At 40.7% G+C, this 25137-nt stretch carries 19 protein-coding genes; 3 read left to right on the top strand and 16 right to left on the bottom strand.

Features of this window, described 5'->3' with window-relative positions:
* Nucleotides 1–3 precede the first annotated feature (3 nt).
* From FCR06_RS17440 to FCR06_RS32735, 10 genes are all read right to left on the bottom strand, one after another.
* A complete protein-coding gene (locus FCR06_RS17440) occupies nucleotides 4–957 on the bottom strand; it encodes a glycosyltransferase family 2 protein (RefSeq protein ID WP_138501896.1) in 954 nt (317 codons plus the stop codon).
* A gap of 323 nt (nucleotides 958–1280) precedes the next feature.
* A complete protein-coding gene (locus FCR06_RS17435; RefSeq protein WP_138501894.1) occupies nucleotides 1281–2462 on the bottom strand; it encodes a glycosyltransferase in 1182 nt (393 codons plus the stop codon).
* Nucleotides 2463–2516: 54 nt separating this feature from the next.
* A complete protein-coding gene (locus tag FCR06_RS17430; RefSeq protein WP_138501892.1) occupies nucleotides 2517–3587 on the bottom strand; it encodes an acyltransferase family protein in 1071 nt (356 codons plus the stop codon).
* A gap of 13 nt (nucleotides 3588–3600) precedes the next feature.
* Nucleotides 3601–5043 (bottom strand): O-antigen ligase family protein, encoded by a 1443-nt coding sequence (locus FCR06_RS17425; RefSeq protein ID WP_138501890.1) that lies wholly within the window; start codon nucleotides 5041–5043, stop codon nucleotides 3601–3603.
* Between the two features lie 2 nt (nucleotides 5044–5045).
* Nucleotides 5046–7193 (bottom strand): GumC family protein, encoded by a 2148-nt coding sequence (locus tag FCR06_RS17420; protein ID WP_138502066.1) that lies wholly within the window; start codon nucleotides 7191–7193, stop codon nucleotides 5046–5048.
* Between the two features lie 113 nt (nucleotides 7194–7306).
* Nucleotides 7307–8497 carry a glycosyltransferase family 4 protein gene (locus tag FCR06_RS17415; RefSeq protein ID WP_138501888.1) on the bottom strand — a complete coding sequence of 397 codons (1191 nt, stop codon included), beginning with the start codon at nucleotides 8495–8497 and terminating at the stop codon, nucleotides 7307–7309.
* A gap of 99 nt (nucleotides 8498–8596) precedes the next feature.
* On the bottom strand, nucleotides 8597–9823 hold the full coding sequence (locus FCR06_RS17410; RefSeq protein ID WP_138501886.1) for a glycosyltransferase: 1227 nt from the start codon (nucleotides 9821–9823) through the stop codon (nucleotides 8597–8599).
* A gap of 701 nt (nucleotides 9824–10524) precedes the next feature.
* On the bottom strand, nucleotides 10525–13167 hold the full coding sequence (locus FCR06_RS17405) for a M1 family metallopeptidase (protein WP_138501884.1): 2643 nt from the start codon (nucleotides 13165–13167) through the stop codon (nucleotides 10525–10527).
* A 656-nt stretch (nucleotides 13168–13823) separates the two neighbouring features.
* Entirely contained in the window at nucleotides 13824–14033 is a 210-nt protein-coding gene (locus tag FCR06_RS17400; protein ID WP_223280181.1) for a methyltransferase, read from the bottom strand.
* Between the two features lie 107 nt (nucleotides 14034–14140).
* Nucleotides 14141–14290 (bottom strand): hypothetical protein, encoded by a 150-nt coding sequence (locus tag FCR06_RS32735; RefSeq protein ID WP_189523465.1) that lies wholly within the window; start codon nucleotides 14288–14290, stop codon nucleotides 14141–14143.
* Nucleotides 14291–14882: 592 nt separating this feature from the next.
* Here FCR06_RS32735 and FCR06_RS17390 point away from each other — a divergent pair.
* Entirely contained in the window at nucleotides 14883–16553 is a 1671-nt protein-coding gene (locus tag FCR06_RS17390; RefSeq protein WP_138501880.1) for a DUF3352 domain-containing protein, read from the top strand.
* A 72-nt stretch (nucleotides 16554–16625) separates the two neighbouring features.
* Here the strand turns inward: FCR06_RS17390 and mscL are convergent, their stop codons facing one another.
* Nucleotides 16626–17057: a large conductance mechanosensitive channel protein MscL gene (gene mscL, locus FCR06_RS17385; protein WP_138501878.1), complete on the bottom strand. Its 432-nt coding sequence runs from the start codon at nucleotides 17055–17057 to the stop codon at nucleotides 16626–16628.
* Between the two features lie 316 nt (nucleotides 17058–17373).
* On the opposite strand from mscL, the gene FCR06_RS17380 reads away from it, so the two are divergent.
* Nucleotides 17374–18294, top strand: a complete 921-nt coding sequence (locus FCR06_RS17380) for a class I SAM-dependent methyltransferase (protein ID WP_138501877.1) — start codon at nucleotides 17374–17376, stop codon at nucleotides 18292–18294.
* The gene (locus FCR06_RS17375; RefSeq protein ID WP_138501875.1) at nucleotides 18287–19279 is read left to right on the top strand and encodes a PrsW family intramembrane metalloprotease; all 993 of its coding nucleotides are present in this window, start codon (nucleotides 18287–18289) and stop codon (nucleotides 19277–19279) included. The genes FCR06_RS17380 and FCR06_RS17375 overlap by 8 nt, the downstream gene beginning before the upstream one ends.
* A 40-nt stretch (nucleotides 19280–19319) precedes the next feature.
* Here FCR06_RS17375 and FCR06_RS17370 read toward each other — a convergent pair whose 3' ends face one another.
* The 5 genes from FCR06_RS17370 to FCR06_RS17350 all read right to left on the bottom strand — a co-directional run bounded on the left by FCR06_RS17370 (nucleotide 19320) and on the right by FCR06_RS17350 (nucleotide 25021).
* The gene (locus FCR06_RS17370) at nucleotides 19320–20588 is read right to left on the bottom strand and encodes a 6-carboxytetrahydropterin synthase (protein ID WP_138501873.1); all 1269 of its coding nucleotides are present in this window, start codon (nucleotides 20586–20588) and stop codon (nucleotides 19320–19322) included.
* A 208-nt stretch (nucleotides 20589–20796) separates the two neighbouring features.
* A complete protein-coding gene (locus FCR06_RS17365; RefSeq protein ID WP_138501871.1) occupies nucleotides 20797–21498 on the bottom strand; it encodes a J domain-containing protein in 702 nt (233 codons plus the stop codon).
* Nucleotides 21499–21513: 15 nt separating this feature from the next.
* Nucleotides 21514–22476: a cysteine synthase A gene (cysK, locus tag FCR06_RS17360; protein WP_138501869.1), complete on the bottom strand. Its 963-nt coding sequence runs from the start codon at nucleotides 22474–22476 to the stop codon at nucleotides 21514–21516.
* A gap of 85 nt (nucleotides 22477–22561) precedes the next feature.
* The gene (locus tag FCR06_RS17355) at nucleotides 22562–22996 is read right to left on the bottom strand and encodes an RrF2 family transcriptional regulator (protein WP_138501867.1); all 435 of its coding nucleotides are present in this window, start codon (nucleotides 22994–22996) and stop codon (nucleotides 22562–22564) included.
* 306 nt (nucleotides 22997–23302) lie between these two features.
* Nucleotides 23303–25021: an iron uptake porin gene (locus tag FCR06_RS17350; protein WP_138501865.1), complete on the bottom strand. Its 1719-nt coding sequence runs from the start codon at nucleotides 25019–25021 to the stop codon at nucleotides 23303–23305.
* Nucleotides 25022–25137: the final 116 nt, after the last annotated feature.

Below are 25137 nucleotides of genomic sequence, written 5' to 3'. Positions count from 1 at the left end.
TGGTCATTGAGGAAAAATTGATACAATACGACGACGGAAGGCGTAGATGATTACTAAAACTCTGTTAAAGCCGTCAAATCCCAACCATTCCATAATTGCGATCGCTATACTTAAACGAATGCACCAAGGCGAGTAACGTAGTCGAGAATAATAAGCGATCGCATTGTTACGAAAATAAGTCGCCTGTTGGCGATCGCCATTTTGTAGAGCTTTCCAAGCTAAATAGATATTGGCATAACCATAGCTACGATTTTTTAAAAATATTAGCTCTTTTGGAACTAATTGAAATAATTTTTCAATCACTCCAAAACCTTGTTCTAACATTTGCCAGTTTTTTGTAGCATTATTGAAATGTTGACGATAGTAAACTAGAGGTTCTTTAATTACAGCAAAGGAATAACGAGTAGCAATCCGCACCCACATTTCCCAATCTTGGGAGTAACGTAAGTCTTTATTAAATTCACCAACATTTTTCAAACAAAAATAACGGACTATTACAGAAGAAGTAACTACTGTATTTTGCTCTAACAATTTTTTTAAAGCGTTCCCCTCGGCATTAGATGTTATTACTCTCCCTGATGAATTTCCTTGCGAATCAATTAACGTCATACTTGTATGTAACAAGCCTACTTCTGGATGATTTATTAGATAATTTACTTGTTTTTCTAGTTTTGTTGGCTCCCATAGATCGTCAGCATCTAAAAATGCGATATACTTGCCTTTTGCATGGTTGATGCCTGTGTTGCGTGCTGTAGCTACACCCTGATTTTCTTGCACAATCAATCTCACTCGTGGGTCTGGTAACTCCCTAGCCCATTGCACAATATTGTCTGTACTACCATCATTAATAATTAATACTTCAAAATCACTGAAGGTTTGAAATAAGATACTTTTTAGAGTTTCTGGTAGATAATTCATAGCATTGTAGGCAGGAATAATAATAGAAACTTTTGGCATAAATCATTCTTATAGCTATAATTTGTAGTTAAGATTCTATTTGGATAATAATTTCATAAAGCTAGAGAAACATATAATAAATTTAAATAAGTCTTTAAAGTAAACAAATAATTAATAATAAAGAGTTAATAAATATTATTTTTAACTTTGTAACTCTGTATAAGCTTTTGATATCTGGGATGTTGAAGGTGGGATAAAATTTCACCCTTTTAAATTGCACGATTGCTCATGAGGGTCGTTAACTGATGATAGTTAATAGTCAACAGTCAACGATTAATACGAAAAGATGTGTTTTCTGAAATGGAAGAGCAGCTTAAGAGTATCTAGAGTTTATTTTTTTCCGACTGAATAATTGTCTGTAAAATTACATCTCGATAGCGTAAGGCAATAGCATCCCAGCTAAAACGTAAGGCACTATTTCTTGCTTTATCTTGCCAATCTCCACTCAAGACTTTGGCAATAGCAGCAGCATAGTTTTCTATATCAGTAACATCGCATAAAATTCCGGCATCTGCGACCATATAGCGACGCATTTCATCGTCTGTAGTAACTACTGGTAAGCCACTAGCCATTGCTTCCAAATAAGAAAGGCCACATGGTTCGTTAATGGAAGGCAATGTGAATGCATTTACACTTCGATAAACTTTTGGCATCCGATCAGCTGCAAAGGTTTTGATGGTAAAGCGATCGCTTCCCAACAACTGATCGCCTAAAGATTGAAAGTATGCTCGGTCGGTACCATCCCCACAAATGAGAAGACTGACTTGTGGTAAGCAAGCTACGGCTTTGATTGCTAGTTCAACCCGCTTATGACTGTCACGCTTGAGAGAAGCTACACACAAAACGAGAGGTTTGTTTAAACCTAAATCTAGCTGTTCTCCTTGGGGTGTAAAGCGGTTAGTATCTACGCCGTTAAGAATGATGCTTGTAGGTTGAGGAGGTCGTAAAGTTCGGGCAAAATTAGCCATAGTTTCCGAAAAAACTACGAGATGATCGGGACAAAATCGCAAGTTACGTGCAAGCGATCGCCCTTCACCTAACAATCCAGTGTGTTCAGTATAAATAATCGGTGTACCTATCAAGGCACGGACAAACGCTGCCATTGCTAAGCCTCCGTAGTCATTGCAAGGAAAAATTAAGTCAGCACGGCGTCTGAGCAGTCGTATAGCGCAAGGGAAAAAACTTGTCAGGTGTTCGATAACAATGTCAGGATGGGTAGAAAAACGTTTCAGTGGGGAAGCGATCGCTAAATAATTGAGAATCTGAMGCGCCTTTGTGCGGGGAATCCCATCAGCTGGATAGTAAAAAGGACTACAGCGGTCGCCTGCTAATAATTCCATTTCAAAGTAGGGGCTGAGGCGATCAGCTAGTTCGATAGCAAAAATCTCAGAACCGCCACTCCAGTTAACTCCTGCACTTGGATGAACCAAAACAACGCGATAGGGTCGTTCAACTCGAACGCTAAACTGGCGGTCATTAGTGGAGTCAATTATTTGGTAGGTCATCTTTACAGTACTCCAATTGGTACTCAATAAAGAACTGCGAATTTCAACATTCAGCTAGGTTTTAGCCACTTTAGATTTGAAAACAAAAAGCAATGGTTTCYCAATATATGCATAAACCAAACATCCGCAAATAATAGCTATCACGCCAATTATGACTCCTACAAAATTTAAATACCAAATATTGTGAACAATGTCTGGCTTTAATTTTTTTAAAATATTTGTCATATTATTAATGATAAAACCATGTGACAAATAAATAGAATATGAAGCATTACCTATAAATAAAATTAGTTGGTTTATTTTAATTGGTTGATTCTTTTCTAAAGATGCAGAACCCATGATCACTAAGGCTGAAGGAATACCGAAACAAATTATAGGTGATATTTGAATAAAATTATAATAATAATTAATAGCAGAAATAATATACAAAAATACTCCTATAATAATAATTTTTTTTCTATACTTCACTTTGTCTTGATATACTAAATAAGCTATTAAGCAACCTAAAACAAACTCAAGATTATGTCCCTCAAAAATAAATTGAGTTAAAAAATTTGCTTGATTAATTTCTACAATACCGAGAAAATGTAAAAATGTTCCTATGATCCACATCGTAATTATTGGTAAGTATAGCTCATATTTGAACAAAATTAATAAACTAAATAATAGATAAAAGAAAATTTCAAAGCTCAATGTCCAACTAACACCAAGAAAGTTACTTGACAGAATATTTCTATTTTGAGGAAATAATGTTAAAGCCTTAAAAATTTCTATAAAACTACTTTTCTGTGTTTCTATATTATAAGAAAAAAATACAGAAAATAAGATTTTATTAATTAATATTATCCAGTATAGTGGATATACTCGTGTAAATCTTTTTAATAAAAAAGGCCATGCTTTATCTCTTTTACCAATGTCTTTTTGGTGTATATAAAAGATGATAAAGCCACTTAATATAAAGAAAAAATCGACTCCTGAGCCACCAAAATTGAAGATTTTAAACAAAAAATCTTGATTCAAATTTTGATTAAATATCAGGTTTTCATGAGCAAGTACTACGAGTAATGCTGCCAATCCTCGAAATGCTTGAATAAGATTTAGCCGATTTAGTCTTTTATTGGACATAAATTTCAATTCATTATAAAACCGTAGTTTTAGCTGGTGGAGTATTTTTCGCAGGCGGCAGATTATTCCAGTTCCAACCGACTATTGCAAACAAAGTAAACCAGTAGAAAAAAAGAGTGGTATGACTCCAGATATTCTCAGTAATCATCGCCACTGGCATAGACACAAAAATAGCCAACAGGATAGAACACAGCTTGTACTGTGAACTTGAAGGGGATGTTGTTCGGATTAACTGAACAAGACGCGCACCCTGAACTATAAGAAAGACTAGAAAAGTTAACAGACCAATAATCCCTCCTTCTGTCAAAGCTCGGATGTAGTCATTATGGGGAAGATACACGCCTCCACCTGCTTGCAGACTCAAACCTAGACCGTAACCAAGGAGGGGATACTGTTGCGTTAAATTCAATAATAAATACCAATGAGCAAGTCGCCAGTTGAAGCTATTGCCGTCTCCTTGTGAGAGGAGAATTGCTCGTGATATATCCATGTCTGGATTGAGTAGTGGTGTGCTAGTAAGCGAGGCAAGGCGTTCTCGTCCAAACTCTGAACTAGCAAATATTCCTAGAACTACAGCAATAAATAGCACCGCATTAATGCAGCTAATTAAGCTTAATCTGGGGATAATCAAAACCAAACTAAAGGTAGCAAGCATGATTAAGCCAAATAAAGCTTTAGTACTCACGTAGAAAAATATTAGTAGGCTTAGTAGTATAAACCAGAGCCAGCGTTGCTTTGATTGACCTAGCTTCCAACAAGTTAGACCAATAAACAGTAACAGCAAAGTTACAAAGCCATTAGCGTGACCAATAGTCCCCTTGATTCGAGATGCAGATACTAAATCCTCTACGGTATTGATGGAGAGGATGGGAGGTAAAACCGATCGCATGAAAATCTGCATAAAGGCTACTGTGAGTGGGATGATAAGAGCTAAAAATAGCCCAGAGATTATCTTCTCTGGATGAAGTCGGTCTTTGAGCTGCATCACCAGTAAGTAGACCATTAGCCAGGAAAAAATCCGCACCCACTCACGGATGCTGTCTGGTAAAAACGAAGCATCGAACCCCAATCCTCCTAAAGGTAGGAGTATTACCCATAAACCTTGTAGCATCACCCAGCCAGCAAAGAACCACCAAAACCTATCGGTGTGTACAGTCCGACCAGTTAGTAACATCACTGCTACATAAAGCAAAGTCAAGACATCAACACCAATGGCAAATGCAGCAGGTATTTGGTGAGCAGAGAAAGGATCGAGCGCAGTACGCAAGATTAATAGCGCTAGTACGACTTGCTCAAATCTGGCAAAGAACAAGAAAACTACCAGTATTGCACCCACTGCTAACCCCAGGTAAACAGGTTGAATACCTGCGAGGAACCCCACAACTAAACCAATTCCTACACCTACCAAACTAATCCAAAGTGTTAACACAGAACTTGAGCTTTGATTAGTTAACATCTTTACTTCAACCTCAAACCGTTTACGGAATTGGCGGTATCCCTTAAAGTAGTTGAATCCTTGAAAGGACGGGATAAATAGCGGTAGGACTTTTCAATTTGAGGTGTCATCCCATTCACTACTACTCCTAGAATTGGTATCCGATTCTGTGTCAGTTCTGATACTGCTTTTCGTAATAACCCTTTGAGTGTGAAGTTGGGGCGTGTAATCAGTACAACACCATCACTATATCGACCCAATGTAGCTGCATCAGCGCTAGTATTCAGGGGTGGAGTATCTATGATCACTAAATCATATTTAGCGGTAGCTTCTGCTATTAGTGACCTCATCGTTTCAGAATCTAACAACTGCGAGGGGCGTGGGTGTGCTTTTCCACAAGTCAATACTGAGAGGTTCTCAATATCTCTAATCTGTACTGCATCCAGTAGAGAGCGATGTCCAGCGATCGCATCGGTAATTCCCGGCTTAGGATTTAAGTTGAATAACTTGTGCTGCATCGGGCGACGTAAGTCTACATCTATGATTAATGTCCGCCGAGATAACATAGCTGAGACGGCGGCTAAGTGCGAGACCACTACTGATTTACCTTCTCCAGATTTAGTACTACTAATCACAATGCTTCGCAACTTTCTAGAACTGCGAAACTCCAGCGTTTTTAGTAGCATTCGGTAAGGTTCAACCAAACCAATGTCGTCCAGAAATGTTTCTGCTGGTTCCAAGCTGAGTGTCTTGGCAGACAAGGACGGTAATGTTGCCAATATGGGGATTTTTTCCAGTATTTCTTCGGCTTCATCAGTATCGTAAAGTGTATTATCCATTGCTTCGATTAGCAGCACTACGCCAATGGCTAAAATAATTGCCAACACAGTAGCTAGTATCAGTACCAGAGAAAGCTTGGGGAAGGCAGGAGAAGTTGGTGGTTTCGCCGCTTCAACAATTCGGATATTACCAACCAATTGGGCTTCAGCAATACGTGCTTCTTCGAGTTTGGTTTGCAACAACTTTAGGGATGCAGCTGCTTCTTCGCGTTGGCGGGTGAGTGCAGTTAGGGGTTGCTGTTGAATTGGGAATTGTGCTAAGCGAGTTTGAAGGTTAGCTCTTAAAGACTTGACAACTCGTAGCTTATTTTCCACTGCCAAGCGTTCAATCTCATTCCTAATTAGCTCAGAAGTGAGATTCTGACTCAGGGGATCGGATGCAATATTATTAGGGGAAATAGTTGGATTTTCAGGCGAAAGGCGAGCTAGTTCACGAGCGTACAAGGTATGGATAGCTTGCTGCTGGTTTAGCAGCGAAATCAAAGTTGGATGGTTCTCTGTAAAGTGCAAACGCATAGTGACGATTTGCGTTTGCAAATCTGCCAACTTGGTGCGTAAGTTTTGAAGTTGTTGATCTTGTCCACTGCGTACAGAAGCGTAAGCATTAGTGAGGGTTGTGGCGGTAGTAATTTGGCGCAAAGATGCGTCCCGCGATCGCGTTTCTTGAAGTTGGGCAACTAAAGTCCGTTCTTGGTCTTCTAGAGTGGCCAAACTCTCAACTAAACTTTTGCTTTGGTCGTCAAAGGAAATAATGCCACTGGCTTGTCTGTATCTATTTTCCATAGCCTCAGCTTGTTGCAATCGCTGGCGAGCTGATGGCACCTCTATTTGCAAAAACTTCCTGACGCTAGCAGCTTCTTTGCGGATTTGTTGGGCACTTTCGTCAACCATTGTCTGGGAAATAGCATTAACAAGTTTCGCAGCCAGAATAGGATCTTGGGCTTGGTAGCTGATAACCAAGATATTCGTAGCTGGGACAATTTTTACTTGCAAACGTTTACTTAACTTTGCAGTTGTCAGCTGGCTTTGAGACTGGGGAAAAACCTTAGCTAGCGATCGCTCTAGTATCGGTCGCGATTTGACTAATTCTGCTTGATCGGCTAGTGGGCTAGGGCCACCTGGTGTACCCACAGGTACTTGGGTGAGGTCACGTCCCAATTCAGAAACACTCACCCGTTTATCATCTAATATCAAACGTGCTGATGCTTTATACAAACTTGGGGTAAAAGCTAAATATATAAATGATCCCCCAATTACAGCAGCAAATGTCGCCAAGGCTGGCAAACTTCGCCGCTTCAAGACCACTAATAAAGATGAAATGCCTTTGTCCATATATATCTTTGTGTCATTGGGCATAGAACGTTGGACAGCTGTGCCGACAGTCAAGCAACTGCCGTCATTGGGCATTGGTTTTTTGAAGTTACAAAAAACTAATGGCTAAAACCCTATTTTTTGTTAACAAACTCAGTAACTTTGCTGAAACTGGGCTCTGAAATACTTACTGACTCAGGCGAATTCAGAATTGTTGTATATAGTTTTAAGGTTTCAGAAGTAATTTGATCCCAACTATAGTGAAGCTGTACATATTTTTGGGCATTCTGAGCCATTACTGCCATTTCAGTCGGGTGATTAATCGCCCAGTCTAAAGAACGCATACAAGAGTCTAGGTTTCCAGCTGCAAAAAGCATCCCCTGCCTATTGTTAATCAATTGCTGATGAGGCGGGATATTACTTGCTAGCACTGGTACGCCTTCCTGCATCGCTTCTAACATTGCTAAAGGTAGTCCCTCGACGTCAGAAGGAAGGACAAATAACCCTGCTCCCCGGACGATTTCCCACAGACGAGAACCCTGGAGTTGACCGGCGAATACAATATCTCGATGATTCGCAACTGTTTCTAACAGCTTGGTGGTAAAGGATTTGCTATCGCTGACACCTCCGGCTAGAACCAGTTTCCATCCAGCTGGTTTCAATGCACAAAAAGCTTCAACAAGCAAGTCAGGACGCTTTTCTGGTACAAGTCTGCCCAAAAACAGAATATAGCGCCCCCTTAACAAACCCAGAGATGTGGCGTAGGAAAAGTTGGGGTCTGACCCACCGAAGCTAGCGGGAGCATTAGGGATATAGACAGTCTCCCTTCCATAAGTTTCAAGAAAGTAGGATTTTAAATCTTTTGATACTACAATTAGCCCTTGGGCAAAGCGCACAGCAGCTTTTTCCCCCATCAGAATTAGACGACTAGATAAATTGCCCCACTTAGCGCGTTGCCAATCTAACCCCTGACAGGTAACGACAACCTTTGCAGAGGTGGCTATTCTCGGTAAACAAGTAAATAGAGATGGGCCTAAAGCGTGAAAATGAACAATATCATATTGCTGACCGCTAGTAGCGATCGCTCCTAGCGCTGAGGTAATAAAGGCATCAACCCCACGCAAATGCAAACTGGGTAAGGAAATGACTCGCACACCCCAAAAGTCATAATGGTTAAACCAAGAATAGTCAGTATAAGAAGACCGAGCAAATAAATCAATACAATGACCCTGTGCCACTATGCGAGGATAAACTTCTGCACAGTAATGCTCAATTCCTCCCTGTTTGGGAGGCAAACCTTTGGCACCAATGACGGCTATTTTCATGGTAATTAATTCTTTTTTTGAAAATGGTTCATTAAGTCTTCAAGACGCTTGGTGTGCTTCTTTGCAGGAGTACCTTGGTGATTGAAGATTTGGCAGAATTTATTTCCCAGTACGCAGTCCCCAAGACTTACCTCCTAACTCCCAACGACTTAGCATTTTGTAGTAAATACCCTCGATAACAGTACGCGCATCATAAGGCTGTGCAGTCCTTAGACATGAAGCAATGGGATAATTTTCTGGATGTATTATTACCTGACGTAAGGCATCTGCTACACACTCTGATGTACGTTGCTTACAAATAACACCATTGTCAGCAGTTAACAATTTTGGGGTTTCACCGCATCTAGTGGTCACTACAGGTGTCCCACTACCTAGCGCTTCCAAAACTACTAAAGGCAGACCTTCGTAAGCACTGCATAGGATGAAAACATTACAAATACGATGTAACTTTGCTAATTCTTCTATTGCAACTGCTCCCAACATCGTTACCCGATTAGACAATCCCAACTGAGCAATTTCTAGGCGTATTTCCGTCGTTAACTCCCCATCACCTGCTATTAGTAAATGAGTGTTGGGTTCATTCAAAGCAGCAAATCCACGTACTAAGAGCATCGGATCTTTTTGCGGATGCAACCGACCCGCAAATAGAACAAAACGTGTTTCCTCATCCAAACCCAATTTTCTAGCTAATTTGCGTCGTTGTGCTTGCCGTTCTATCTGAGTTAAAGGGTAGAAAATTTCGCTATCAAAGGAATTTTTGATGTACTCAATACGCTCTTGGATATTGGGATAACGCTGTTTATAAAATTCTGTTGCATCTGTATTGCATGAAAGAATTTCGCTAAATTGACGAACTAGTAAACTTTCCAGAGCAAAATATAATGCGGGAAATCTTCGCCATAAAATCGCCTTTTGTTCGCCCCCAGCTTGTATCTGCGTGTGAATATCATTATGAACAAACAAAGTTTTTTCTCCCTGCCAATTCCAGGCTGCCAAACTTGGTTCTAGACGATGAAAATGCATAAAATCTGAGGAAAAACGACGTCCTAAAAGCGCAGCCGTATACTTGAGTGTGGTGGGAATCTTACTTCTAACATTATCATTTTTCAAAAAAAATAAAGGCAAAAAACTAATTTCCCTACCTACAATTTCTACTGTTTGCCACTTTTGAGTAGGCTGAAAGTTATCATCTCCTGTTCCTACAAGCCGCACCCTAAATTCTCTAGGTGCATATTTGATAAACATTTTGATTAACGTCTGAATTCCGCCAATACTGCTGTTCCAAGGATTAAATTGATAAAAAATTGTCAGAACTGGTTTACGCATGAAGTTAACCTTATATAACTTGCGTGTAAACACTCAGATATCTTTTCACATTTGACAATGTGAATGAGATTGACAAAATAGCTCTCAAACCTTTGTAAAAGAACTTTCTTAACTTATCCTTACAGATACTTAAACGTTATCAAGCATCTAAAATTTAGCAGAAGGTTACCCCAACTCAATTAACTCTGTTCCCGTTGGAGTTGAAGAAGGCTTGTAGTCAGATACTGCACTTTTATAGCCAAAAAAGTTAATTTATTGAGAAAATTCTCAATAAAATATCTCAAGTGACACTAAATGTGCATTTTAAATTTAGGAATTATTTCTAAATAAACCTTTCGCCTTTGATTTGTCAAACTCACGTTCAACAAAGACAGACGTAATCTTTGTTGTATCTACATCGGAACTTAATTACCTCTTCAATTTGTTGTATTCCGAAAGATAGATGCTTAACTGGAAAAGCAAAAATAAATTGTATGTGTCAATAATTACTATAAATCCTAAATCATTGCTCAAAGACAAGCTCCCCAACTTTTCAAAGAAGTCGAGGAGCTGTGACTTTCAATTTTCATAAATCAAATAAACAGAAACTTTTTTGTAGATCTAGCTGAAATTAGCTATTCGGTAATTAATAATTGTTGTAAAATTATTAATACTTACCAAATAGCTACTACTAATTAGACATTTTTTGTTATCATGTACTGCTACTTAGATTTAGCCTCCAAGTTTTCTAAGCGGCTTCTCAATTCTTGATTTTGTTGTTTGAGTTGGTCAAATTCCTCACGCAATTGACGCAGTGTTTTTTCAGTACCAATATTTTTTTGCACCTTAGAAATTTCTTCTTCCGCATAGCGGCGCACACGTCCGTCAGATGTTTGCTCGGCTAGTGATCGCAAAATTCCAATTGCTTTTGGTGTTTCCATCTGTCCTAATGCTGTGGCTACCGACACTTGCATTAAAAAGAATGTTTCTTTAGCTAATTCTGCTAATCTATCTAAAATCCGTTCCAAATTAACTGGACTTTGACCAACAGAAATTTGTCCTAAAGCGCGAATTGCAGCTAAACGCAAAGGTTGTGCTACACCGAGGTTAGTGTATTCCATCAGCAGATTTAAAGCTGCTTGTGAAGTTTTGAATTCAGCTAAACCACCAACTGCACCACTCCGCACTACTTCATTCCAACCCGCCTTTTCTTCTAAAACGGATTTCAGCAACTTTAATACCTTGTCTTCCTTGGGTTTTTCTTGCAAGCTAGCACAACCAATTGCCCCCACCGCCCGACAAGCTGCGGCTTCTACATAATAGCTAGGATCGCCCGACTGTAATAGTTCTTTGACAGCTTTATAGCTTTCGTTGGTTTTGATTTGAGCAAGTGCTTCTACTACAGCACGTCGCACATAAGCATTTCTATCTATCAACCCCATAACTAAGCCATCAAATGCTTGGTCTAAATTAACTTGCGTTAGTTGTTTGGCAACTTGCACACGCACACCCCAGAATGAGTCATTTTTTAACGCCTCAGATAGTGCTTTGGTTGCTTCTAACCCACCTTTTTTCGCCAAAGCTTCTGCTGCATAGATGCGGGAAATCGGGTCGGGATCGAATTCTAACTGCGCTTTTAATTCAGGTAATGAATACTCCAAAGATACTGTTTTTAGATAATTATTCCCAACATCAAAGCTGATATATTGGGGCTTATTTTCTAGGGGAAAATAGAAACTTTGTTCGCTTTCATTCACGCGCACTACAAAAGTTTTGAGTTGTGAGTTGGGAGTTATGAGTTTTTCATTACTCCTATTTCCTAACTCCTCACTTTTAACTTTTTCTTGCTGTACATAGCCAAAACCAATAGGAATTTTTAAATCAAACAAATCCTTACTGCGATTTTTTCCTTCAGCCGCTTGGGTTTGAGTAACTGTAATTTTCGCTAAATTAGCATCCCCATCCCAAGAGTAACCTATGTTAAATTCTGGATGACCACCACGATAAACGTACTGATCGAAGAGGAACAAAAGATTACGTCCAGTAGCCTTTTCAATTGCTCTAAGTAAGTCTACTGTTTCTACAGTTTTGTGGGCATTATCTTGGATAAATGTTTGAATTGCCTGCCAAAACAATTCATCTCCCAATTGGGCGCGAATCATGTGATAGACACAAGATCCTTTTTCATAGATGTGGCGATCAAAAAGTTCGATCGGTTCCCGGTAAACATGCGTTACCATCGGTCGGCGATAGCGGCTTTGATCTTCACTGAGGTAACGACGAGCCTCTAATAAACGATAGTAAGCTGCTTCTTGGAGACTATATTCATATTCTGTCCACATCACCTCAGAGTAAGAAGCCATCCCTTCCTTAATCCAAGCGTGAGACCAATGCTTAATTACTACCAAATCACCAAACCACTGATGCGCGAGTTCGTGGACGACCAAACCCTCGGTGTTGCGATTATCTAAAGCCGCCCGTTCATCCAGTAAGCATTTATCTGTCAACAGAGTTGTGGAAGTGTTTTCCATTCCCCCAAAGATAAAGTCATCGACGCAAACTTGGGCGTATTTTGGAAAAGGGTATTGATAACCATACATTTGGCTCAAAAATTCAATCATTCTAGGAGTTTTACCCATGCTGCGTTTAGCATCTTCCTCCCGTCCCTTTTCTACGTAGTAGATGACTGGTTTCCCGTTCCAGTGGTCGCGAATTTCAGCAAAATCACCTGCTGCTATAGTCATCAAGTAAGTAGGGTGAACTTGTTGCTGTGACCAATGGTAAATTTTGTAATCACCATCTTCTGTGGTATTAATCAATTCGCCGTTGGAAATCGCCACCAGAGGGTTGGGGACACGAACACGAATTTCTGAAGTAGACAGTTGTCCTGGATAGTCAAAGCAGGGGAACCAATAACGGGAGTCTTCGTCTTCTCCCTGAGTCCAGACTTGGGTGGGTTTGTTTGGATAATATTTGTCTGGTTGAACGAAATAAATACCGCGTTGTGGCTTAGTCACCGAGTAGGCGATCGCAATCAGCAAGCGTTTATCAATCTCAGTGCCTTGAGAAAGTTGAATCGAAAGCTGTTCGCCATTGTAGTCAAAATTTTGCGAGACCTCGTCTACCTGTACAGACTCGATATTCAGGTTGACAGCATCTAAAGTCAAACGGTCGATACCATTACGAATTGGCAACAGGCGAATACTACAAATGCCCTGACAGCTTTGCCCAGGAATATCTAAGCTCAGATCTAGAAAAATATGCTCTACTTGCCCTGGGCGATCAGGGCTGTAGTGGGGTCTTGCTCCCGGTAACTCAAAAGGTTTGTGTCCATTATTATCTGTATCAAAATAAGACTGCGACATTGATGCTTACTGACCTTCTAATCCTGAAAAGTCTGGCTTGGGTGGATGTTGTTAAGCAAAATAGCGGTATCTGATGTTTTTCCAGATTAATAGGGCAATATGGGGTGAGGACTCGCTTTTGGAATCGGGGATTAAAATTAATCTCACCGGAATTTTCCCACGCGACCTACCGAACTATAGAGTTTTGTCCATATCGCTTCCGCATTCACTTTTCTTGATGTTTTGCACTTTTTTGTCATCAAGTCAAGAGTCTCTTGCACCTCGATAGATTTTCATTAAGTACAAATACTCCTAATTATTCTTATAACTTAGGATAGCTTGCTGGTGTCGAACAGGCTATTTTGTTTGAGATGAACAGGATATCATTTGCGGATTCGCTCCTCATCTATCTGGTTAAAGTATTTTTGAGACTAATTTTAGACCGCTAATTTGTAGGATTACTAATTTTATCAGTAAAGATCGACCGTAGTTAAGACTAAATGACAGGATCGCTTGATATAAGGCAACTGAAATTGCGGCTGAAAAAATATCACACGCTCAATTGCAAGATTCCTGACAACAAAGCTTTTTGTGACTCAAATTTAATTTAACTTTGGCGATCGCTATTTGCGGTTAAATATTTTCAATATTAAATTTCAGTTAACTTGTGTCAATTTTCAAGCGATCGCCCTTTCATCATCCCAATCGTAAATAAGATACTTGAGTATATAAGCATCCCGTCCTGCTGGCACAAATTCAAAAAAGTTACCTACTATTAGTTCACAGCAGTCTAAAATTCCGGCTTGTTCAATGAGTGATTTTGCTCCTTTAATCGCCTCCGGTTGCTCAAATAAAATTCCCTTCATTTTGGGATAGGCTTTGAGGATGTCCGTTAATCACTTCCCATGTCCGTCACCAACATCTACCAAAGTTTGGACATCAGAAAAGTCGTAATCTAAAACTATTCCTGGGTTTTGAAGGATTGAACTAGTAGTTATGGTCTGGTTAAAGTTTTTCCAGCTTCTGGATTTTGAGCATAATAATCCAAAAGATTCATCCCATACAAATGTTCAAAAGCACTCTTGCCAGTCTGTATGCTGTATATTATTTCACTCCAAGCTTGATACTGTTCCTCACTATTCATAATTACTCTCGCCTTTTGGAAGTCAGGGACATCACTCCGTAAATAATTTCCCAGTGGTATGAGCATAAAATAAACAATAAACGCTTGATTGGCTCAAATTGCTGAAACCTTTACAAGATAAAACTTCACTTTAGTGTATAAATTAGCTTTAATTGCTATTAAAAATATCACGTTCAAATAACTTCATCAGCTTGTAATTATATAACTAGCAGTTTATTTCTGAAAAAACATAAATTTACCTAGAAAATTGTAAGTTTATTAGAATATTCAAACATCTGGTGTTGCACACAAACCCCCTAGAAAGTCGTCTGGGTGGACTAATAACAAACCGCTATTACGTATAATTACTGATAAGAATAGTCAAAAGTTACTTGAAGACGCAAAAAATAACCAGCAAAGTCAGCTTGACCTTTTAGGTTTTACATTTTCAGGTGTTTAGCTTGTCAGCGAGTGTTCTACTGAGTCGTTTTGCCATGCGTTAGTCTAAACTCCAGTAGCAATGGATGAGTGAAAATTATTAATAAATCCGAAAACTCTACAATGACACTTGTATAAATCTCGGTGACAATCTGAGCAAAAGAGGATAATAAGAATGCCTGAAAGTAAATCAAAGTTTCTCATTCCTGCTGTTGGTGCTGCTGTAGTCGTAGGAGGAAGTATCGCCGCTTATACATATTTAAAAGGTTCCTCTGGAGGTAGTACAGATGCTCTAGGCAGTGCGAAAGTAGTACCTTCAACAGCGTTGATGGCAACTTATATTACTACTGACTCTCAAGCTTGGGCAAAGTTACAACAGTTTGGGACTCCAGAAGCACAAAAGTTAGTGGCAAAACGTCTAGAAGATTTAAATAAGCAAATATTCAGTGACAGTAACGTTTCTTATGAAAAAGACATCAAGCCCTGGGCTGGTGGGCTGATGATTGCTGTGCTACCACCAGATCGTGTCAAACCCGTACAACTAAATTTGCCGCCTAACGCACCCAATCCACCGACCAGTGTACAGCCAGAACCAAATATCTTGGTAGTAGTCGGAATCAAGGATAAAATCAGTGCTTTGAATTTTGCTAATAAATTGAAGTCACAAAAAGACGTTAAATTCCAAGAATCTGACTACCAAGGTCAAAAAATTATTGAAACTACAGAAAATGGCAAACCGACGTATAGTGTTGTTTTAAATAATAGTCACTTAGTATTAGCTCCAAAAAAGCAAGCTGTAGAAAAAGCAATTGATACCTTTAAAGGACAGTCATCTTTTGCTAATAAAGAAGGTGCAAGCAGCATTCTCAAAGGAGTGGATGTAAAAAACAGCCTTGCCCAAATTTATGTACCAGACTATGCAGGCTTGGTACAGCAATTTGCAGCCACAAATCCTCAAGCAACCCAGTTACCTCCACAAACTCTGGCACAACTCAAGCAGGTAAAATCTGTGGTAGCGGGTGTTGGTGTTGATGATGCGGGAGTGCGAGTCAAAGCGATCGCCAATTTAGATCCGCAACTGATCAAATATCAGTATCAATCAACTCCTGGGAATATAATTGGGCAATTTCCCAATGATACCTTTGCTTTGGTTAGCGGAAATGGCATCAGCCATGGTTGGGAAACGGTTGTAGAACAATCAAAAGATTCTCCAGAATTGAAGCAAGCTCTCGAACAAGTGCGCGGACAATTGAAATTTGTCAATATTGATTTGGATAAGGATGTTTTTGGCTGGATGAATGGAGAATTTGCCTTAGGTGCTATTCCCTCAAATCAAGGAGTGTTAGCGAGTGTTGGTTTTGGAGGTGCTTTAGTATTTGACACTAGCGATMGCAAAACTGCTGAAGCCACCTTTACAAAATTAGATACCCTCGCCAAAACCCAACAAATTAATATCACTAACAGAAATATCGGTGGTAAAGACGTAACTGAGTGGCAAATCCCCCGCCAAGGAGCTTTATTGGCACACGGTTGGTTAGATCAAGACACTGTATTTGTAGCTGTTGGTGGCCCCATTGCTGAGGCGATCGCCGATCATAAGACTCCATCTCTCGACAGTAGCGACGCCTTCAAAGCCGTTACTGGTTCTTTGCAAAAGCCCAACGGTGGCTATTTCTTCCTAGATATGGATAAAACTAAAACTGTGCCCCTAGTCAATAGTTTCATCTCTTCTGATGCCAATACCATCCTGAGTTCCATTCGTGGTTTTGGGATCACCGCCACTAGCCCCGATAAATCCACCAGTGAATTAGAGATGCTGCTAGCACTCAAGCCTACTGCAAAGTAGGGCATTGGGCATGGGGCATTGGATATTGATTATTCTCCTGTGCTCCCCTGCTCCCTGATCTCCACTCCCCACTTACAAAACTTGATTATTCCGAGTTTCCAAGGTTTGATTGAGTCTATCCAACGCGCCAGTCAATCTTTCTTGGGCTACAAGGTTAGGATCCGGCAAGGGTTCATCGGCGACTTCTTCTTGTCTCTTAAATTTTTGTAAGGCTCGAATTGCCACAAATAAAACTAAGGCAATGATTACAAAGTCAACTATTGACCCAAGAAACTCACCAATCTTGATTCCCGGACCAATAGTAATTGTTCTCCAGTCTTTGCCAGCAAAACTAACCAAGGGATTAATTAATGGCATGATCACATCTTCAACAAAGGAAGTAACAATCTTGCCAAAAGCACCACCAATGATCACAGCGATCGCCAAGTCAACTACATTGCCTTTAAGGGCAAATTCTTGAAAATCTCTTAAAAAGCCACTTGCTCTTCTTCTTGCTCTGGCCATATTTGACTCCAATAAGCTTAACTTACTGTATATAGATGGCACTCAGCTTTTTGCTATCCCTGTTGAGACAAATGTTGCTAAGTATCAAAATTTTACCAGTCTTGAATAAAATTTTCTGATAAATATAAATAGGAACGCAGCATAATTCACATCTTCTGAGAACTTTGCTGGTCTCCAAATGTCAACCTTCTATAATATTTTTTGCTTGGGGTAAACCAAACGAGGCAGACTGCCGTTATACAATTCAATTCATTTTTAGACTGCCGTCCAGCTAGTATGTCATAAGTAGAAAAGGCTATTAAATGCAAACTGATTTATGACCGCTGCTGTAAACACTAATCTTGGCTTCGCTTCCCGCTTGGTGAATGCCATACTGGCAATCCAGCCTTTGGCCAACCTAGCCAAGCATCAAGCTAGACAAATGATGATTAAACGTGCCGAGAGAATTGGTGTGCCTTGGACGCAAGAAGTCGAAACGCTACAGGCGCGTGATTGGAAGTCCGATTTAGCTCAAGTAGAAAATCCCCAACTTTTCTACCCAGAATATTACTTGCGGCCATTCCACGCCTACGAAGGTGGAGACCTCAGTTGGAAAGCTGCTTGGGAGTTAGAAGTTGCTGCTCGTACTGTCCATGCTGGAATTTGGCAAGATGCTGGAGCAAAAGGAGATGCTAAACTCCGCCAAAGTTATCATGATATCCTCAAAGCGCAACTTCCCAATCAATCCCAAAACATTCTAGATTTGGCCTGCGGTGTGGGTTTGAGTACCTTTGCCATCCAAGAAATTTATCCCCATGCCAAAATTACAGGCTTGGACTTATCTCCCTACTTTTTAGCTGTTGCTAACTACCGCGCTGGGCAACGCCAAGCTAAAATTAATTGGCTTCATGCCCAAGCGGAATCTACCGGGCTACCTGATGCCTCTTTTGATTTAGTTTCTATTTTCCTGATGTGCCACGAATTACCCCAATTCGCAACCCGACAAATTTTTGCTGAAATGCGGCGGGTACTGCGTCCGGGTGGCTACTTGGCAATCATGGACATGAATCCCAAATCTGAAGTGTACAAAAAAATGCCAGCCTATATTTTGACTTTGCTCAAAAGTACTGAACCGTATTTAGATGAATATTTTGCTTTGGACATTGAGCAAGCTATTGTTGAGGCAGGTTTCCAAACTCCCACTATTACTAACAATACCCACCGTCACCGTACAATTATTGCTCAGGTGAGTGGTTGATTTATCTCTACTATTGTGGGCAGCAATACCACCCTTGCTGCTGCTATGCTACTACTTTTTTCGGATACCATTTGCCCCACCTGCGTTCAGGTTGCTGATGTTCTTTTTCATCGGGGCAATATTTGGTATTTTAGCGCTGAGCCTGGAATGGATTTTTGAAATTGTAGCCAACTGGGTTGTAGACTGGCAACACAGGCCATGTCTGACCACAAGTCGCTGCATGTCTGTGCTTTTTGGTATAGCCTTGCGCCAGCTTGTAGAAATAGCCCCAATTGAAGAAGGCTGCAAGTTTGCTGCGGTTGTTGTCCCAACCTACTATTTGCAACGCTCTTATCGATTACTTCACTCTAGCGTTTTCCTCTTCACTATAGCTGTTGCCCTTGGATTCACTGCCGAAGAAAACTGGATTTACCTTTTCTACGATACAGCATCAATTTTTGAACGTACTATCGGTACACCAGTTCACGCTATGTTCTCTGCACCTTGGGGATATGCCTTGGGAATCTATATTTCTTCCAAGACTAGGTTAAATCGAGACAATAAATTTATTATTCAGGCTTGGCTAAATTCTGTAATTTGTCATGCACTAGTTAATGTCTTATCTAGTGCCTGGCGTTACTCACTACCTCTACGTTTCTTGAGTTATGGTTTATTTCCCTTTCTATTGTGGATGTTTTGGCGACTAGAACAATTATTGCGAAAAGTCCAAGGCAAACCCCCTATTATGCTGATATCAGGCAATACACTTCAACGTCGTTGCTGGCTGAGGAGTTTAGTGCTGTTTGCCCTCTTGCTGGGTGGAAATGCTATTTTTGGGCTGTTTTTGTTAGTTAGGACTATTAGTCCTTTGAATCCATCAAAATTTTTTGACCTAGATATATTGTGGTTTATACTTACTCACTTTTCGCTAAATCTCTTTTTTGGAGTTTTAGCCTGGAGCATTTATCGCTATTTGCGACATACCGCCCGTCGTCGCTATTTTTAAAATATGATTTAGAAGAATGCTATACAATGCAATCAATTACCTAAAGTTGTGCTAGTACTGGCTGATTCACAACTGCACTAATTAAATTTGACTCAGACTCAATACAGTAAATTTCGCAAGAGTTATTGGGACTTTCAAATAGTTTAACTTTGTAAAGCTGAGCTCCTAATTTCTGAATAGGCGATTGCAGTAAGTTACTAATGTAAAGTGCGATATTCTCACTAGTAGGTACAACTTTGGCAAAGTAAGGAATGTCTTCGTTGATAAAAGTGTGATCGAATGGTTCTACCGCATAATCTTTTATTATCTGATTCAAAGCACCTAAATCGACAATCATCCCAGTAGTTGGGTCAATCTGTCCTTTGACAGTAACTTCCAGGTAATAGTTGTGTCCGTGACCGTGGGGACGCGCACACTTACCATAAATCTCGGTATTTTTTTCTTGACTGAGGCTGAGGTCAGCGAGTCGATGGGCGGCGCTAAAGTAAGTACTGACAGTGAAATAAGTTTCTGTTCCATTTCTGGTATAATCTGCCCAAAGTTCATGACTTTCAAATAACCTAACTTTGTACAGTTCGACGCCCAATTTCTGAATGGGTGAAGTCAATAAATTATTAATATAAAGTGAAATATTTTCAGTAGTGGGAACAATCTCGGCGAAGTAGGGAATGTCTTTGTTTAAATAGGAGTGATCCAATGGCTCCACTGCATAATCTTCCACTACTCGTTTCAAGGCATCTACATCTACAATCATGCCAGTGCGTGGGTCAATTTTTCCTTTCACAGTGATTTCTAGATGATAATTGTGTCCGTGGGTACGCGTGCATTTACCATATTTCTCTGGATTGATGTTAGGAGCTAACCTATGGCCAGCGCTAAAGTGAGTGCTGATAGTGAGATCAGCTTCCATTCCCTCTCCCATATAATCTGCCCAAAGTTGAGAATGTTCAAACAACTGGACGCGGACTAAAGGCAAGTGAGATGCTAGCCGTTGCCAGATTATGCGTGCAATATTCTCAGTAGTAGGTAGAGTTTCTTCAAAATCTGCCCACACATCGTTGAGATAAGACAAGTCCAGTTGATTTGTAACTTCCCGCTTGATCAGATGTTTCACGTCTGACAAATTCAACACCATGCCATATTCATTCAATTCTCCGCCAAGTGAGATAAATAAGACATAGTTATGTCCCTGTCCGGGAAATTTCGCTCTAGCACCAAATTTCTCAATATTCTCAGCTTCACTCAGCTGTTGCAACCAGTAGCGATGACTGGCGCAAAACTGAGCGCGGCGATTAATGACGCATTTCATAAGTATATTAGACACAAAACTTTAACTTTCTAAACCTTCCACTCTTGTGAGCAGCAACTAAATTTCTTTGTCATTAGTCCTTTGCCAATGACCAATACTTCGGCTTTGCTCGGCACAAGTCAAGGTAAGTCGCTCAGTACAAGTGCCTAATGACGCCAGTTGCTTTCCGACGCAAGGCGACGGAATCACACTGGCTCCCCCATGCCCATTAACTTACAGATGCTTGGGCTTCACAGTGTAATCTCGTAGCTATACGGAATAATTCATGACCTGTATGTAAATAACGCTCGTCGTAATTTAAAGGAAAGTAACCTAACTCATCGAGTCCATCTGCTACTCGGTCGAGGCTGTAGTAAAGATGAGCTGCTGTTCTTGCCAGACTGGGGGGATTGGGGAGGGAGCGAAAAGTAATTTGTGCCTGCTTCAAGTCCTCTCGACAGGTTTTTAAGTATTCCTGAAATTCATCTAATAATTCATCGTCAAAGGGATCGGCAGCTAATTGCTCCATTTGTTCTTCTAGAGAATAAAGAATGGTACAAAGCAGGCGATTTACTCGTTGATAAACTCGACGCAGCCATTCCTCGACTTGCTCATCAGCGTCGCGCCCTGTTTTGCGTGTTGCTTGGTAATGTTTTTGCGCTGATGCTGTACGCTGTTGGCGATCGCTATCTAATTTTTGAGATTTATCTTGCAGTTGTTGGTCATAATTGCGGCGATTTTGGTTGTCGCCTAAAACTTCATAGGCTGCATTGATACGGATAATCTGCTCTTGGTCAGCTGTTTCCTGGTTACTGTCAGGATGAAACAACTTCACCAAACGGCGATAAGCTTGCTTAATCTCCGCTTGGCTAGCATTTGGACTAACTTTGAGAGTTTGGTAATGGTTAGAAACGTGTTTAGAATTGACCATTAATTCAATTTATCGTTAGCTGACGCTAGCGGTTAACTTGGTCTCCAAGTCTTGGAACAACGGTGTACTTAAATACCTTTCTCCAAAACTAGGCTGAATCATAACAATTAAACGTCCTCGATTTTCTTGACGTTGAGCAACGCGAATTGCTGCACATAAAGCTGCTCCACTGGAAATTCCAGATAGTAGCCCTTCTTCTTTTGCCAAACGCCGACTGTAGGCGATCGCTTGTTCATCCGTGACAGTAATCACTTCATCTATCAATTTTAGCTTTAACACTTGGGGAATAAACCCAGCGCCAATTCCTTGGATTTTATGCGCCCCTGGTCGTCCTCCAGATAAAACTGGGCTATTAGCTGGTTCAACAGCGATCGCTTTAGCGTCAGGTTTGCGTGCTTTAATCACTTCTGCTACACCAGTGATCGTACCACCTGTGCCGACTCCTGCCACAATCATATCTACTTGTCCATCAGTATCTTCCCAGATTTCCTCTGCTGTAGCTTCTCGATGCACTTTCGCATTGGCTGGATTGCGGAACTGCTGCAACATATAGGTATTTGGCATACTATTAACTATCTGCTGCGCTCGGCTAATTGCCCCACTCATTCCTTCCATTCCTGGTGTTAGTTCCAGCTCGGCTCCGTATGCCCGTAACATAGCCCGTCGCTCTCCACTCATGGTCTCTGGCATTGTTAAAATTAGACGGTAACCCAAAGCTGCTGCTACCATTGCCAAAGCAATTCCAGTATTTCCAGAGGTGGGTTCTACCAATACTGTCTTAAGAGGAGTAATTAACCCTTCCTCTTCGGCGGCAGCGATCATACTTACCCCGATTCGGTCTTTAACCGATGCTGATGGGTTCATACTTTCCAGTTTCACCACAATTTCAGCAACACACCCTTCAGTTTGCGGAATCCGGTTCAACTGTACTAAAGGTGTACGCCCAATTAATTCTGTAATGTTACGAGCAATTCGCATAATTTAGTCCTTAGTTATTTATTTGTCATTGGTCATTGGTCATTTGTCATTAGTTATTTACAAAGGACAAATGACCAATGACTGACTAAATGTAGTACATATCTAACTGCCGCCGCGAATCTCGTTTTTCACAAAGATCCTGAAGCGTATATTTTTGTAACACTGAGTTTGCGGCGCAACTTGCTTCTTGCCAAATTTCTTCTATAACCGAACTGTCTACTTTTTTAGCATTAAGGTTTTCCTCACACGCCTTCACCTCTAAACCTTCTAAACATTCTAAAATCTCGAAAAGGAAAATTTTTCGAGGTTCTCTAGTTAATAAATAACCACCTTTTGAGCCACGCTGACTCTTGACTATACCTCCACGCCTCAAGGTTGCTAATAGCTGTTCTAAATAGCGATCAGGTATGTTTTGTTGTAGTGCAATTTCTCGAATTTGCAAAGGTTCACCACTTTCGTAATGGGCGGCTATCTCTAATAAAGCTAGAATTGCGTATTCAGATTTACATGATAGTTCCACAAGCAATAATAAGTTAGGAGTTAGGAGTTAGGAGTGATTCAATTTTAGATTTTAGATTTTAGATTTTTTCTTCAATGTAAAATCCAAGTTGCACTGTCAGCGCACCAAAGGTACAATCCAGAATCTAAAATTGGCAGAGTTAGAAGTTTTTTATTTTTAACTCACAACTCCTAACTTACAACTCCTGACTTTTATAGTATACTCCGGTTAACGACTGGGGTTTATTTGTTGCTCCTATTAACAATAAAAAGCCCCACCTAATGGCGGGGAGCAAAATTATTAAATTTTTAGCAGATTGTCAACACTCTAGAAGGTGAAAGTCGTTCTCAGTGTACCGATAATTGCATCGTCGTTAGCACTGTTCTGACCAGGAGAGGTCAACCAGATTACACCTGGGGTGATTGAAACATTATCTGACACGCGATACTTGTAGAAACCTTCAAAGTGATAAGGTACATCATTACCAGTACCAGCAAAAACTGCTCGGTTACGCGAATAAGGTTCTGCACCAGCAAAAAGACCCAAAACGTTACCCTTTTTACCGAAGTCAGGTAAGGCTACCCCAAGACCATAGCTCCAAGCTGTATAATCATCATTTACACCAAAGCCTGTGACATCGTGGTAAGAGACATAGCCACTAATTGAAAGTTTGTCGCTGGGTCTAAACGCAGCCTCCACACCGTATGAATTGCTGGAACTTGCATTTACTAAAGTGTTAGCTTGTTGAGTACCGACTGCAACAATCTCTGGGTTAGATATAGAACCAGAGTTGAATAAATTACCGCCAGCTCCATTATATGCGTGGACATACGTAGCGGCTAAAGCTAAGCGATCGCCAACGCTAAAGTTCAACTGTCCTAAAGCAGCATAGTCACCGTCGGTCAGACCTAAATTAAGACCAGGATTGTTAGCTTGTGATGCCAAGTAACCCGCAGTGATTGAGCTATTTCCCAGAATGCCACCACCTTTCCCAAGGGGCAGATTGAGCGCTATACCCGCACCACCACCAATTCGATAGATGGGACTTTCAGAAGCAAGGGTAGACAAAGCACCATTACCACCGTCGGTTTGGTCGAAAAAGTAAGGGTTGTTGACGGCAGCATAATGGCTGTGTCGTCCACCACTAGCCGCGAGGTAAACTTGGGCTGGACCTATGGGAACTTCATAAGTCAATCGGTCTATCTTGACGCTGTTGTTGCCATCGCCAGCACCGACTTGAAATGTTTGTGTACCTTCAGCGGTATTGATATCGTTACCAGCATTGTCAACTAGTGCAAAGGGTGTTGCATTACCTGCGGCAAGCCGGGTATGCAGTACATCTCTACCAGTAAAGCTGGTTTGCAAGTCTAAACGTACGCGATCTTGGAAGACAGTGTTGTTAGCGTCACCAGTGTTCCCACCAAACGCATCACTAGCGGCAAAAACAGCTTCACCAACTAGTTTGGTGGTAGTGGAAAACTGATTTGCTTCTAATTCAGCGGTACGCGCTTCTAAGGAATCTACCCGACCGCGTAAGGTTGCCAATTCTGCGGAAAATTCTTCTTGCAACCGCTGCAAGGTAGCTAAATCTTGTTTGGTTACCAAGTCAGCTGTTGCTGTGGCAATCAATTCGTTAACTCTATCCAAACAAGCATTTAAACCAGCGGCAAATTCATAACGGGTCAAAGCTCGGTTACCGCGATAAGTAGAATTTGGATAACCTGCAATACAACCATAGCGCTCAACTAAGGACTGTAATGCTTGGAATGCCCAGTCTGTGGGTTGGACATCAGAAAATTGGGAAACTGATGTTACTTGAGACTGAGAGTTATTTTGGTTGCCTTCGTTACTATAGCGGTTAATCTGGTCTAAGGTTGTTTGAGCCAATATTTCTGGCTGTTGGGCAACTTGAGTGACACCTGGTTGTTCAGCTGGTGATACTTCAGTGGTTGTATTTGGAGCCGCAATTGCTGTTGTTGAAACTAGTAATGTTGCTCCCAAAACTGCTGGACTAACCATTAAGGTTTTCCATAAGAGATTAGACATCTTTTCTTTACTCCTCACACCTTGTATAGATAATTGGGTTGCTTGCACCTAATTCTTAAAAATGCAACATCTTATTGAAACCTGTAGATGAGGCATAGTTACCCCCATTACGATTT

It is taken from the genome of Nostoc sp. PA-18-2419, from assembly GCF_005869855.1.
In the GTDB taxonomy this organism is placed as follows: Bacteria; Cyanobacteriota; Cyanobacteriia; order Cyanobacteriales; family Nostocaceae; genus Nostoc.
The sequence above is the reverse complement of the archived record's forward strand: the minus strand, read 5'-3'. Positions and strand labels throughout refer to the sequence as shown.